Here is a 13,206-nt window from a genome sequence, read left to right on the forward strand (position 1 = left end):
GGAACGGGCACATAACCTGCACCCGCCCCTTGCAAGATCAGTTGAAGAAGCGCGGCTTCGGCACGGCCTCCGGCTCTTCCTCTTCGTCCAGGCCCGGATCATCCGGCATGCGCCCCAGAGGAAACGCGATCGGCTTATCCAGCTCTTCCTTAGCCTCTGTTGCCTTGGCCGCCGGCTTTTTTGCAGCAGCCTCAGGCGTCTTTTCCTTGGGCGTTGCCGCAGGCTTTGCATCAGTTGACGGCGCGGCTGGCGGAGAAGTCAGATCCTGAGGACGTTTCATGAACTTCACGTCGTCAGTCGTGCCCTCGTAGCCCTCAGGCTCAGGCAAATCCTCGGCAACGGTTTTCGCGGCCTCAGGTTTCTCTGCAATAGCCGCGTCAGAGACAGATGGCTCGCCCGGCTTGGTGCTGACAACGTCAATCACCTCAGCCCCGGCAGGCGTATCCTTCTTCGCGGAGGAAGGCTTTTCCGCATCCGGCTCCACACGCGGCCCATCGGACTTGCCCACCGGCACCGTGACCACTTGCGCCTTCAAAAGCGCGGGCGCTTCAAACAAGGCCTCTTCCAGAACAGGACCGCCATTGGCTTCTTCCAGTCCTGCCGGAACCTGCCAGACGAAGGCATCAAGCCGCCCGGTGACGGGAGACACCGCCTGCCACTCGCGCGAGACAATGCCATCGGCAACCCAGGCCGGATCCTGCGGAGCACGGACCGCGCGGGCCAGCCACTCCTGCATGCGGCCACGGTCACCGGTCTCTGCATCTTCCAGTTCGGCCATCAGCAGGAAGGCCTGCCGGGATGGCTCAGCCTGCAGCACAGTCTTCAACTGCTCACGGGCGTCAGCGAATTCGCGGGCCTCAAGCGCAGCCTTGGCCACGGCCAGAGCCCCGGTCATGGTGTTGGCCCGCATGGCATCAAGTGCCTTGACCCGCTTGAACCGGTCGGCAGCGGAATCCCCCGTGCGCACGTGGGCATAGGCTTCGGCAAGGTCCGGATGCGGCGAGACCTTCCAGGAGGTTTCGATGATCTTGGCAGCCTTGCGGATTTCATTTTTGCGGGTGGCAAGACGGGCGGCGACCACGGCAGCAGGCACCAGATCAGGCGCGAGGCTGTGCGCTTCCTTGGCGAGTGCAAAGGCGCGGTCAGGCTCACCATCTTCCAGAGACTGGGCAAGCGCGGTCAGGACGACGGCCTTGTGCCGCCGGTAGGTCTTCTTGCCGATCAGCTTGGAGGTGTAGTTTCGCTCAAGCGTCTGAAGGGCGTCTTCCCAGCGCAGCGCAATCGCCTGATAGCCGAGCACGGCCTTCCCGGCCCACTCCAGCTTCGGCGCTTCCTTCACCGCTTCCTGAGCATAGTGAAGGGCTGCCACCGGCTCGTTCTGCCGCTCAGCCTCGACGAAGAGGCCGTGGAGGCCCAGCGCACGGGTCTGCGGATTGTCGAGCATCGCCTCGAACCGGGCCCGTGCCTCATCATCCTTGCCCGACAACTGGGCGGTTTGCGCCAGAAGCAGCTGGGCCGCAGGCTCATGCCGCAGTAGCTTTTCCGCTTCCTGGCCAAATTTCCGCGCCTGCTTCACATCGCCTGCGCCAAGCGCGATCAGGCCCTTGGACAGAGCCGTGTAGCCCCGGTCCTTGCGGCGGCGGCGGAAGAAGCGCGAGGCAATCTTCGGCGAACGCAGAATGCTCAGGATCAGCCAGACAACCAGCAGGAAGGCGATCAGCACGATGGCCAGAAGTAGGGCCGCCACCACGGGCGGACGCTCCCAGACATAGCCAGCCCAGCTGATGGTGACGACGCCGGGCAAATCCGCCATCCAGGCAAACCCCGCCGCAACAACGAAGAGGAGACCAAAAAAGATCAGGACGCGGACCATGTTTCTCGCTCCCAGGTCAACCGGCGCTCAACGCCGGACAGAAAACAGCCGCCGGCAAGATGCCGGCGGAATTGAAATCAGTTGCTCTTCTTGCCGAGTGCGGAAAGGAGCTCTTGGGTGGCTTCCGCCGTCAGCTTGTCGGCAGCGATGCGCGCCTTGGTCTTGCTGACCCAGGGCTCACCGATGGTTCTTGCCGCCTCCGGAAGAGACGGAAACTCCGCGACAGCGGCTTCCAGATCGCCCTTGGCAACGGCATCTTCCATCCGCCGCAACACGGCCTCCGGACCAGTGCCATCCGCATCTCCCGGCCCACGGACCGCGATCAGCGACTTGGCACCCGAGAGCAGGTTGTCCAGCATATCGCCAGAGCGCTCCGGCGCACTGAACGCGTCAAACATACGGCGGGCAACACCCGGGAATTCCGCGATCAGGGCAGTCCGCGATTCAAGCCCCTTTGCCGCATAAGCATCAAGTGCGGAGAGGTCCGTTCCCTCCGGCAGACCTGCCTTCACTGCTGCCAGTTCCGTTTCGAACGGCTGGCCGGAGTCCACAGCAGACCGGAGCGCGGAAACGGAGAGCGCCCGCGCGGCCACTTCCCGCGCCGTAGCATCCCCCATGGTCTTTTCGACAGCTGCAACCCGGGCGCTCAGCGCTTCGATTTCGCCCTTGAGACCGGAGAGAGCTGAATTCTGTTCATCCGAGGACGACTTCAGGCTGGCGGAAAGACCGGACACTGTCTCACCAAGCTTGGCCTGGCTGTCGGCAATGGCCTTTGTGGCCGCATCCGAGGAGGCAACAGCCGCCTGGGCTGCCTTTGCAAGCGTCTCGACACTGGCAATGCGGCTTTCAAGAGCCGAAAGATCGGCTGCGGGCGCGCTTGCCGTCTCTGCAGGCTGCGCAGCGCCAGCTTCCTGCGGTGCCAATGCCTGAGCTTCACCACCCGCCTGGCTAATGCTGCTGCGCAGCTCGCCAAGTGCGCTTTCAAGACCGGACACGGCGCCACGGCTGGCGTTGTCGACGGTTTCAATCTTTTCCTGAAGCTGATCCAGCTTCTTTGCATTTTCGCTGACTGCCGCACCAGTGGTCTCGAGACCCTGAACCTTTTCTTCAAGCCCGGCGACGCGCGACAGAACCGCATCGACACGCTCGTCCGCGCCGCTGCCAAACTTCAGAACACCGGCGGAATGAAGCCCATAGGCACCAGCCAAAACGACAAGACCGCCGAACAGACCGGCAGAGATCATCGCCACAACGCTACTGCCCTGCTCACCGGTAGAGGCAGTGGCCACAGACGGTTTGGTGGCTGAACCCGAAGAAGCAGACGATCCGCTACCAGAGCTGCTACCGCTGCTGCTGGACGACGCCCCGGAGGAGGCGGATGCCGTTGAAGAAGACGCACTGGTGCCCTTGCCTGCCTCACCTGCAACGGCAGCAGCGAGTTTCTCGCCTGCCACAGTCTTTTCCGGCTCCGTAGCGGCGGCCTTGGGGGCACCTGCGCTCTTGTCGCCGGAGGTTGGCGGAACAGATGTCATCGCTGCGCCGGGGGCCGCGGGCTTGGCAGCCGAAGAGGGGGAAGAGGAAGTGGTTGCCTGAGCCTTTGCACCCGCCGTAGCGGCTCCCTGCCCCGTCGCAGAGGTCTGCGAACCGGCAGCAGCCTTGCCGCCAGCGACAGCTTCTGCCTTCAGGTCGATTGTCACCGGGCGCTTGCCTGCAGAGGCCGCGCTTGAAGTCGAAGATGCCGTCCCCGCAGACTTGGTGGCTGCGGGCTTCTCAGTTCCGGAAGCCTTGGGTCCGGTTCCGGTGCCTGCCGCGTCCTTGTCCGTTGCCATCGTGCGTCTCCTCAACCTGTCGCTGGAGCAAGCCAGCCGTCTTCATTCCTACCATACACACTGGCGCCGCGACGGGAACCTGATACGGCAGGTCTTTTTCGCGGTGCGAGACCAACGACTCGCCTGCTTCGGGTTAATTCCCGCTTAAGGCTAACGTCAGCAATGCTTCTTCAGTTGGGTGCGGTGCATGACCGGTCAAGGCAAGGTCGTGAAATACGCTCACCGATTGCCGCGAAATTCCGATAATCCGCATATGAGGCAGCAGAGACGCCAGTCCAGCCCTGTGCAGCGCGTCCTTGAAAATTTCAGCAGTACGGCCCGAATAAATCAGAACCGCATCGACACCACCCGCCTTCAGCTGCCTGATGCTTTCTTCCGGCAGATCTCCTTGCGGCGCCATCCGGTAGACCACCTCGACCCGGCAGCTCAGCCCCTTGGCGGCAAGCGCGCCTTCCAGATCTCCCGCCCGGTCTTCCGCTGCCGGATAAAGCACGGTCGCGCCGGAGACTTCTGCTCCGATCAGCTCCGCCAGGGCCTCAAGATCCCGGTCCGCAGAAGAAACCATAGAAAAACCGGCCTCCCGCAAGGCAGACGCCGTGCGGCCCCCGACAGCGTAGGCCGGCAGTTTGCGAAGCGCCTGGAGCTGAGGATGTGCGGCAAGGCAGGCGGCGGCGCGCACGCTTGTCACCGCAAGCGCTCCAACACCCGCAAGGTCGAACCTGGCGGGTACCGCTGAGACGAACTCCAGCATGGGCGCCAAAAGTGCCTCGTGGCCCAAGGCCTTAAGCTTGCCCGCTGTGCGCGTGCAGTCAGGCTCAGGCCGGGTCACGAGAAACCGCATGGTCAGCCTGCCAGAAAATTCGGTCCGGCCAGGTCCTTCAGCGCAAGCCCCGCCTCACGGCCAATGATTAGCGCATCAGAGGTAAAGCCCTCGCGGACAATTTCATGCACCTCTGACCCGTCCGGCTTCAGCACCTTGCCGCGGAAATGCAGCTTGCCGCCCTCGATGGTCGCCAGACCACCGATCGGCGTGCGGCAGGATCCGTCAAGAACAGCCAGGAAGGCCCGCTCCGCATCCAGCCGGAACTGCGTATCTGCATCATGGATCGGCGCGAGCAGCTCCAGCGTTTCCTCATCGTCCAGGCGGCTTTCAATGCCGATGGCGCCCTGACCGACGGCCGGCAGAAAGTCATCCGTATTCAGCAGACTGGTTACATGCTCCTCAAGGCCAAGGCGGCGCAGACCTGCATAAGCCAGCAGCGTCGCATCCACCTGGCCTTCTGCCAGTTTCTTCAGCCGGGTCTGCAGGTTGCCGCGATACATGACCACTTCGATGTCCGGACGCAGGCGCTTGATCATCGCCTGGCGGCGCAAAGAGCTGGACCCGACCACCGCGCCCTGGGGCAGGTCGGTCAGGGTCTTGGCCTTTGGCGACAGGAAGGCATCGCGCACGTCTTCACGCGGCAAAAAGGCTGTGAGACCCAGACCATCGGGCAGAACGGTCGGCATGTCCTTGGACGAATGAACCGCCAGATCGATGCGGCCATCCAGCATGGCTTCCTCGATCTCCTTGGTGAACAGCCCCTTGCCACCGGCTTCCGACAGCGGACGGTCCTGGATCTGATCACCAGAGGTCTTGATCACGACGATCTCGAACGCCTCCTCGGGAAGATCATGAGCAGCCATCAGACGGCTGCGGGTCTCATGAGCCTGAGCGAGGGCGAGAGCGCTGCCGCGCGTACCGATACGGATAAGTTTGGAAGCCAAGAACTCAATTCCCAGAAATTCGGACCCGGACGGGCCAAGAAACGTGACGACTTTTTGCTCGGTAGATGATAGGCCCTTGGCTTGCAATGGCCAATGCAGAAGCAAGAATGAATTCCGCCGAAACCCAATGCGACATGCAGTCGCTGACCGTTCTGGGCATAGAGACGAGTTGTGACGAGACCGCCGCCGCCGTGGTCCGGGGTCCGGCTTCGCCTGAAATCCTGTCCAACGTTATCCGCTCCCAGATCGACGAACACACCGAATTCGGCGGCGTTGTGCCGGAAATCGCAGCCCGCGCCCACATCGAGGTGCTCGACCGTATTGTCGCGGAAGCTCTTGCGGAAGCCAAGTGCAGCTTCGATGACATAGATGCCATTGCAGCAACGGCGGGCCCCGGCCTGATCGGCGGGGTGATTGTCGGCCTGATGACAGCCAAGGCCATCGCCATGGCGGCTGGCAAGCCGCTGATCGCGGTCAATCATCTGGAGGGTCATGCGCTCACAGCGCGGCTGACCGACGACCTCGGCTTCCCCTTCCTGCTGCTGCTGGTCTCCGGCGGCCACAGCCAGTTTCTGATGGTGCGCGGCATCGGCGACTACGAGCGCCTGGGCACCACCATTGACGATGCCATCGGCGAAGCCTTCGACAAGACAGCAAAGCTTCTCGGCCTGCCCTATCCCGGCGGCCCGGCGGTGGAACAGATGGCCCGCAAGGGCGATCCGAACCGGTTCCGCCTGCCCCGCCCGCTGCTGGACCGTCCCGGTCTCGACATGTCTTTCGCAGGCCTCAAGACCGCACTACGCACACAGGCCCAGAAGCTGGAGCCCGTGGACGACCAGACCGTCGCTGACCTGTGCGCCGCCTTCCAGAAGGCCGTCGCAGGCGTCCTGTCCGCCCGCACCCGCACCGCGCTGGACCTGTTCCGCGAGCGTTATCCGGACATTCAGCCTGCCATCGTCGTTGCCGGCGGTGTGGCAGCCAATCAGGAAATCCGCAGCGCCCTAACGGAAGCCGCAGAGCAGGCAGGCGCCCGTTTTGTTGCCCCGCCCATGCGGCTGTGCACGGACAATGCAGCGATGATCGCCTGGGCCGGGATCGAGCGTCTGCGCCTTGGTCCTGTCGATGACATGAACCTGTCTCCGCGCCCACGCTGGCCTCTGGACCAGATTTCCGGCAGTGTTCTGGGCTCTGGGAAAAAAGGCGCCAAGGTCTGAGCGTCCATTCACACCCGGTTCCGCATTGCTGCCAGACTTGATAGGGATAACCGCATCCAGCAAGAAACGGATTCGGTGATGAAGATTTACCACAAGGCCTATGTCTATCTCACCTGCGGGTCCCGCTTGCTGGTCTTCAGCGAACCGGATCACCCGGAAGTCGCCCTGCAGATTCCGGGCGGCACCATTGATCCGGGTGAAAGCTATCTGATCGGCGCCCGCCGCGAGTTCATCGAGGAAACCGGCCTCGTTCTGGACACGGCCTTCGAACATTTCGCCAGTCAGGACATTCCCTTTGAAACGCTGAAGGACCATCCTCAGTGCCAGACGCCGCCGGATCAGCCCCTGCGTGGCCGGCATATCCGCAAGCTCTTCCATGCGAAGATTGATAGGATCCCGAAGGAAGAGTGGGAGCATTTCGAAATGACGCCCAGCAATGGCGGCGACCCGATCCGGTTCCGGTTGTTCTGGCTTGATCTCTTCGGTGAGGAACTCAACCGTCCGGATGCCTTCTTTTCGTTTTTCAGCGATCCGCTCGAAGCTCTTCGGGCACGGATATCAGGAGGAACGGCATGACATCTGTCGAGCGAATCGGCGTTGCCGGTGGCGGCGCCTGGGGAACCGCGCTGGCTCTGACAGCAGCACGCGCCGGGCGGAACGTGACCCTGTGGGCACGGGATCCGGGCACCGTGTCCGACATCCGCTCCCGCCAGCAGAACAGCCGCTATCTGCCTGGCATCACCTTTGATGAAGAGGTTCGCGCCACCAGCGAACTGGCCGATTTTGCCGCCATGGATGCCATCCTTCTGGTGACCCCGGCCCAGACCACCCGCGCAATGCTGGCTGCTCTGAAACCACACCTGCGCCCAAATATTCCGGTCGTGCTCTGCGCCAAGGGCATCGAGCAGGGCAGCGGCAAGCTTCTGACGGAAGTGATGGCCGAGGAACTGCCGGACGCACAGCCTGCGCTGCTGTCAGGCCCCAGCTTTGCCGATGACGTCGCCAAGGGTCTGCCAACTGCGGTCACGATTGCGGCCGGAACTCAGGAGAAGGCCGACAGCCTTTCGCGCGCCATGGCCTCCCAGGCCTTCCGGCCCTATACCTCGACCGACCTCATCGGTGTGCAGGTTGGCGGCGCGCTCAAGAACGTGCTGGCCATTGCCTGTGGCGCGGTGGTCGGCCGCAAGCTTGGCGCCAGCGCGCAAGCCGCTCTCACCGCACGCGGCTTCGCAGAACTCACCCGCCTGGGTCTTGCCATGGGTGCCAAGCAGGACACGCTCACCGGCCTCTCTGGCCTCGGCGACCTCGTACTTACTTGCTCGACACCCCAGTCCCGCAACTTCTCCTTCGGCATAGAGCTTGGCCGCGGTAAGACGGCCCAAGACCTCATTGCCTCAGGCGGCAAGCTGGCGGAGGGAGCTCACTCAGCCCGCATAGCGGTGGAACTTGCCGAGCGGCTGAAGGTGGATCTGCCCATTTCCACCACGGTGGCTCAGCTGATCTCCGGTAAACTCTCCATTGATGAGGCGATCACGGCGCTGATGTCCAGGCCGCTGAAATCCGAAAGCGCCGGGGCCTGATTTCCCCCGCATTCGCGCGGCCGTCACGCACATATCTGCGCGAAAAATCTTTCCCGATTGAGTTTGCGGGCTGCCTGCTTCTAAAGTGCGCCAACTCAACATGGAGACCGCAATGCTCTTTGCTTTCCTTTGCACCGACAAGCCCGGCGCCCTTCAGCTCCGCCTGGACAACCGCCCGGCGCATATTGAATTCCTCAAAGGCCTCGGTGATAGCCTGAAGGCCGCAGGACCCTTCCTGGATGATGATGGCAATATGGCCGGGTCGCTGGTGATTGTAGACGCAGCGGACAAGGCGGCTGCTCAGGCCATCGCGGACCGGGACCCCTATGCCAAGGCAGGCCTTTTTGCGTCCGTTGAAATCCGCGCCTGGAACTGGGCCGTGAAGAACCCGGAGGCGAAGTAAGTGCGTTACTGGCTGATCAAGTCCGAGCCGGACAAATGGTCCTGGGAACAGCAGAAGGCCAAGGGCGCTGAAGGTGAACCCTGGGACGGCATCCGCAACTATCAGGCCCGGAACAACATGCGGGCGATGGAAATCGGCGACAAGGCGTTTTTCTATCACTCCAACATCGGCAAGGAAGTCGTCGGCATCGTCGAAGTGTGCAGCGGGATTCATCCGGATCCCAAGACCGACGATCCGCGCTGGGAATGCGTTGACTTCCGCGCCGTCCGCGACATGCCCAAGCCGGTCACCCTGGCCGATGTGAAGGCTGAACCGCGCCTCTCCGAAATGTCCCTCGTCACCTCCATGCGTCTGTCCGTCCAGCCTGTGACGGAAGAAGAATGGCGCATTGTGTGCGAGATGGGCGGCCTTAAAGACCCTGCCTAAATGGACCCAGTCAAAGATCCTGCTCACTTCATCCGGACCCAGACACGCATCAAACCAGTGCCGCATGCGGAGGAAATCCGCCTGCATCTGGCCGATGAAGCCATGGATCTTTGGCAATGCACCGAAGACGAGCTGGGCGAGATAGGCCTGCCGCCGCCGTTCTGGGCCTTTGCCTGGGCTGGCGGTCAGGCCCTCGCCCGGCACATTCTGGACAATCCCGGCATGGTCGCGGGCAAGCGGATTCTCGATTTCGCCTCCGGCTCCGGCATTGTCGGCATCGCCGCCATGATGGCGGGCGCTGCCAGCTGTTCCGCCGTCGACATCGACCGCTTCGCCAAGACAGCTGGCGAGCTAAACGCCGCGCTGAACAATGTGGCCGTCAGCTTTTCGACTGAAGACATCACGTCAGGTCCCGCGCCTGATGTGGACCTCGCCTTCTTCGGCGATGTCTTCTACGACAAGCCCATGGCGCTGAAAGTTCTGGCCTTTGCGGACAGGCTGCAGGCCAAGGGCACGAAGGTCTATGTCGGCGACCCCGGCAGATCCTATCTGCCCAGGGAAAGGCTGGAACTTCTGGCAACCTATGCGGTCCCCGTGGTCGGTGCGCTGGAAGACGCGGAAATCAAAAAGTCGAGCGTCTACAGACTCTTGCCCCGATAACAGGCGGTATGATCAAAATTCCGCCAGGACCAGGGATTGCGCGCGCCGGACCTTTTTCCTCTGCATTCAATCCGCTAGTCTGCACCTGACTTGCGGCTCTTTTGGGCCGCCACAACATGCTTCCCGTACGGCTTCAAGGAGCGACCGATGCCCATTCTCAATCGTCTTGCCGACCTTCAGGACGAGATCGCAATCTGGCGGCGTGACTTTCACGAGCATCCGGAACTTCTGTATGAAACCCACCGCACCAGCGCGAAGGTCGCCGAACTTCTGGAAAGCTTTGGCCTTGATGAAGTGACGACCGGCATCGGTCGGACTGGTGTCGTGGGTGTGATCCGGGGCAAGAACGGCGGCGCGGGCAAGACCATCGGCCTTCGCGCCGATATGGACGCCTTGCCGATCGAGGAAATCACCGGCAAGGACTATGCTTCCAAAACTCCGGGCAAGATGCACGCCTGCGGCCATGACGGTCACACGGCCATGTTGCTGGGCGCTGCCAAGTATCTCGCTGAAACCCGGAACTTCGACGGCACTGTCGTTGTGATCTTCCAGCCCGCGGAAGAAGGCGGAGCGGGGGCAAAGGCCATGATCGACGACGGCCTGATGACCCGCTGGCCGATTGACGAGGTCTATGGCATGCACAACATGCCGGGCATACCGGTCGGCGAATTCGCCATCCGCAAGGGCGCAATCATGGCCGCGACGGACGAATTTGTCGTCACGATCAAGGGCAAGGGCGGCCATGCAGCCAAGCCGCATAACACCATCGACCCCATTGTCATCGGCTCCCATGTGGTCGCGGCTTTGCAATCCATCGCAAGCCGGAACGTCAATCCGCTGCAGTCCGTCGTGGTCTCCGTTACCGCCTTTCAGGCAGGTAACTCCTTCAACGTCATTCCGCAGGAAGCCCGGCTTCAGGGCACCATTCGCACGCTGGACGGCGCCATTCGCGCTCAGGCGGAAGAGCGCTTCAAGGCAGTCGTGACTTCCATCGCAGAGGCGTTCGGCGCAGGGGTCGAGCTGGAGTTCCAGCGCGGATATCCGGTCGCCGTCAACCACGACAGCCAGACTGATTTTGCTGTCGAAATTGCCGAGAGCGTCGCCGGTCCCGACCGCGTCGAGCGGAATGTCGAGCCGATGATGGGCGGCGAAGACTTCGCCTATATGCTGGAAGAACGTCCCGGCGCCTTTATCTTCGCGGGCAATGGCGACAGCGCAGGACTTCATCATCCGCTCTACGATTTCAATGACGATCTCATCCCCATCGGCTCGTCCTTCTGGGTGAAACTCATCGAGACGGCTCTACCGGCCCGGTAGTGATCCTTTCCGGCAGGCCGCATGGAACCTTCCTGCGGCCCGCCTAGAACCCATTGATTAATTTAAGATATTATTCACTCGAACTGACGTAGCGTCATTAATCATGAAATAACCACGTCTATCGGCAGTTGTAAAACTGTCATAAATATCAAGGCTGTGATTGCTAAGCTCGTAGGCAGAAGAGAAACGTCCGAAGGACAGCTTACGTGGTTGATATTCAAAATCGCAGGACAAATGGCTACCGGCTGGACCGGAACCCTCAGCTGTTTCTCGTGAATGCCGGCACCGTCCTGGATTACGCCATTCAGCCAATCATCGACGCCCACACCGGCGACGTTTATGGCTATGAGGCGCTGCTGCGGAACGTCGATCAGCTCGGCTGCTCTTCGCCCATGGCCGTCTTTGATCTGGCCCATGATCTCGGTTGCCTTCCGGATCTGGAGCTTCTGCTGCGGCGCAAGTCAGTCGAAAAATTTGCCAGCCTTTCAACCCGCAAGAACGCCCGCCTCTTTCTCAACATCGATGTCCGCCTTCTGAACACTCCCGGATGCCTGCTGGCGGAGACCGCCAACCTTCTGGTCATGCATGGCCTCACACCCGCAAGCGTCTGTCTGGAGATCTCAGAAGCAACGGAGCCGTCGAAAGCCCATCTGATCCAGGACTTCATCGGGGACGCCCGCGCCCTCGACTTCGCGATTGCCATTGACGATTTCGGCAAGGGCTATTCGCATATGAAGAACCTTTATGACTTCGAGCCGGACATTCTGAAGATCGACCGTTTCTTCATTCAAAGTCTCCACAGTGACGGACGCAAACGCCTGCTGGTCAGTTCCATGGTGGATCTTGCCCATGTTCTCGGAATGCGTGTCGTTGCGGAGGGAGTGGAAACAGACGCCGAACTCTCGGCCTGCCGCCAGATCGGCTGCGATCTGATCCAGGGCTATCTGATCAGCCATCCCTTCATCCGTGTTGACGAGGCCGTGGCGCGCTATCCGCAGTTTGCGGCCAGCGCCAGCCACACACAGGGCGGCCTCAAATCCGACGAAGAGCTCATCAGACGCGAGATCCGGCCACTTGTCGCCCTGCGCGACGACGCCCGTATGGATGACGTCCTTGCCCTGCTGCGGGCTGGACGCGCCTATCCGTTCATTCCGGTAGTCAACGCCGCGGACGAACCCCGCGGCCTGATCCAGGAAGCAGACATCAAGAGCCTGATTTACATGCCATTCGGCCAGGATCTTTTGCGCAATAAGGCGGTCAACAATCAGCTGAAGAACTTCCTGCACCGCTGTCCTGTTGCCGATCTGCACTCCCGGCTCGACCATTTGGTGGCGATGATCGCCGATGACGATGACAAGACCGCCGGGGTCATCATCACCCGCAACGGCAAATACGACGGCTTCCTGACGACAAGCTCGCTGCTCAAGATCTCAAACGAGATCCGCATGCGCGAGGCAGAGGACCAGAACCCGCTAACCCGGCTGCCTGGCAACCTATCGGTGACGGCCTTCGTTTCGGATGCGGCTTGTGAAAGCGAAACTGACCGCTGTTTCTGCTACGTCGACTTTGACAACTTCAAGCCGTTCAACGACATCTACGGTTTCCGTATGGGCGACAGGGCACTGCTCATGTTCTCGGAATTGCTCAAGCGCATGCCTACGCGCCACCGCGATTTTGTCGGCCATATCGGTGGTGACGATTTCTTTATCGGTATCCGCAATCTGCCGGCCGGTGAGATCCTCCCGATCATGGCGAGCCTGCGCGGTGAGTTCCGCCATCAGGCAGAAAGCCTCTATGATCCGGAGCACAGGCAGGCAGGGGTGATTTTCGCCAAGGACCGCTCCGGTCATGAGAAGCAATTCCCCCTCCTCAACTGCTCTATCGCGATCCTGCACATGCCCAAGGGCGTGTCCGTCGGAAATCAGGAACTGCTGATGCGCCAGATCGCGGCTCTGAAGAAGGACGCCAAGGCCGCGGCCACCGGCATTGCTGCTGCGACCTTCGGCGAGCAGCAGGAGCACAAGGGTCAACGCGCAAGCGAACCCGCCGGGAGCGCACCCTCCTCCCTGCCGCGTCTGGTCGTGAACGGTATGTGATCCTCACGGCAAGTTCTGCTTGCGATGCCATTGCAGCCGGC

12 protein-coding genes are annotated in these 13,206 nt (G+C 61.7%); 8 read left to right on the forward strand and 4 right to left on the reverse strand.

Annotated features, from left to right (window positions below; all coding sequences use genetic code 11):
• Positions 1-37 precede the first annotated feature (37 nt).
• From IG616_RS10705 to hemC, 4 genes are all read right to left on the reverse strand, one after another.
• Positions 38-1,873, reverse strand: coding sequence for a heme biosynthesis HemY N-terminal domain-containing protein (locus tag IG616_RS10705; RefSeq protein ID WP_192148153.1), 1,836 nt, complete (start codon positions 1,871-1,873; stop codon positions 38-40).
• A 77-nt stretch (positions 1,874-1,950) separates the two neighbouring features.
• Positions 1,951-3,702, reverse strand: coding sequence for a COG4223 family protein (locus IG616_RS10710; protein WP_192148154.1), 1,752 nt, complete (start codon positions 3,700-3,702; stop codon positions 1,951-1,953).
• A 133-nt stretch (positions 3,703-3,835) separates the two neighbouring features.
• Positions 3,836-4,543 (reverse strand): uroporphyrinogen-III synthase, encoded by a 708-nt coding sequence (locus IG616_RS10715; RefSeq protein ID WP_192148155.1) that lies wholly within the window; start codon positions 4,541-4,543, stop codon positions 3,836-3,838.
• 2 nt (positions 4,544-4,545) lie between these two features.
• Positions 4,546-5,469, reverse strand: a complete 924-nt coding sequence (gene hemC, locus IG616_RS10720; RefSeq protein ID WP_192148156.1) for a hydroxymethylbilane synthase — start codon at positions 5,467-5,469, stop codon at positions 4,546-4,548.
• A gap of 143 nt (positions 5,470-5,612) precedes the next feature.
• Between hemC and tsaD the strand changes: the two genes are divergently transcribed.
• The 8 genes from tsaD to IG616_RS10760 all read left to right on the forward strand — a co-directional run bounded on the left by tsaD (position 5,613) and on the right by IG616_RS10760 (position 13,165).
• On the forward strand, positions 5,613-6,683 hold the full coding sequence (gene tsaD, locus IG616_RS10725; RefSeq protein WP_192148342.1) for a tRNA (adenosine(37)-N6)-threonylcarbamoyltransferase complex transferase subunit TsaD: 1,071 nt from the start codon (positions 5,613-5,615) through the stop codon (positions 6,681-6,683).
• Positions 6,684-6,761: 78 nt separating this feature from the next.
• Entirely contained in the window at positions 6,762-7,259 is a 498-nt protein-coding gene (locus tag IG616_RS10730) for an NUDIX domain-containing protein (protein ID WP_192148157.1), read from the forward strand.
• A complete protein-coding gene (locus tag IG616_RS10735; protein WP_192148158.1) occupies positions 7,256-8,263 on the forward strand; it encodes an NAD(P)H-dependent glycerol-3-phosphate dehydrogenase in 1,008 nt (335 codons plus the stop codon). The genes IG616_RS10730 and IG616_RS10735 overlap by 4 nt, the downstream gene beginning before the upstream one ends.
• Before the next feature lie 112 nt (positions 8,264-8,375).
• Positions 8,376-8,666 (forward strand): YciI-like protein, encoded by a 291-nt coding sequence (locus IG616_RS10740; protein ID WP_192148159.1) that lies wholly within the window; start codon positions 8,376-8,378, stop codon positions 8,664-8,666.
• Positions 8,667-9,092, forward strand: coding sequence for an EVE domain-containing protein (locus IG616_RS10745; RefSeq protein ID WP_192148160.1), 426 nt, complete (start codon positions 8,667-8,669; stop codon positions 9,090-9,092).
• Positions 9,093-9,752 carry a class I SAM-dependent methyltransferase gene (locus IG616_RS10750; RefSeq protein WP_192148161.1) on the forward strand — a complete coding sequence of 220 codons (660 nt, stop codon included), beginning with the start codon at positions 9,093-9,095 and terminating at the stop codon, positions 9,750-9,752.
• Positions 9,753-9,899: 147 nt separating this feature from the next.
• The gene (locus IG616_RS10755) at positions 9,900-11,069 is read left to right on the forward strand and encodes a M20 aminoacylase family protein (protein ID WP_192148162.1); all 1,170 of its coding nucleotides are present in this window, start codon (positions 9,900-9,902) and stop codon (positions 11,067-11,069) included.
• Between the two features lie 206 nt (positions 11,070-11,275).
• The gene (locus tag IG616_RS10760; protein ID WP_192148163.1) at positions 11,276-13,165 is read left to right on the forward strand and encodes an EAL domain-containing protein; all 1,890 of its coding nucleotides are present in this window, start codon (positions 11,276-11,278) and stop codon (positions 13,163-13,165) included.
• Positions 13,166-13,206: the final 41 nt, after the last annotated feature.

The sequence above is a fragment of the Roseibium litorale genome, from assembly GCF_014842915.1.
GTDB lineage: Bacteria > Pseudomonadota > Alphaproteobacteria > Rhizobiales > Stappiaceae > Roseibium > Roseibium litorale.

Excerpts from the sequence above, each read along its gene's own strand:
- IG616_RS10705 (WP_192148153.1), bottom strand. The coding sequence starts at position 1,873 with ATGGTCCGCGTCCTGATCTTTTTTGGTCTCCTCTTCGTTGTTGCGGCG.
- IG616_RS10710 (WP_192148154.1), bottom strand. The coding sequence starts at position 3,702 with ATGGCAACGGACAAGGACGCGGCAGGCACCGGAACCGGACCCAAGGCT.
- IG616_RS10715 (WP_192148155.1), bottom strand. The coding sequence starts at position 4,543 with ATGCGGTTTCTCGTGACCCGGCCTGAGCCTGACTGCACGCGCACAGCG.
- IG616_RS10730 (WP_192148157.1), top strand. The coding sequence starts at position 6,762 with ATGAAGATTTACCACAAGGCCTATGTCTATCTCACCTGCGGGTCCCGC.
- IG616_RS10735 (WP_192148158.1), top strand. The coding sequence starts at position 7,256 with ATGACATCTGTCGAGCGAATCGGCGTTGCCGGTGGCGGCGCCTGGGGA.
- IG616_RS10740 (WP_192148159.1), top strand. The coding sequence starts at position 8,376 with ATGCTCTTTGCTTTCCTTTGCACCGACAAGCCCGGCGCCCTTCAGCTC.
- IG616_RS10750 (WP_192148161.1), top strand. The coding sequence starts at position 9,093 with ATGGACCCAGTCAAAGATCCTGCTCACTTCATCCGGACCCAGACACGC.
- IG616_RS10755 (WP_192148162.1), top strand. The coding sequence starts at position 9,900 with ATGCCCATTCTCAATCGTCTTGCCGACCTTCAGGACGAGATCGCAATC.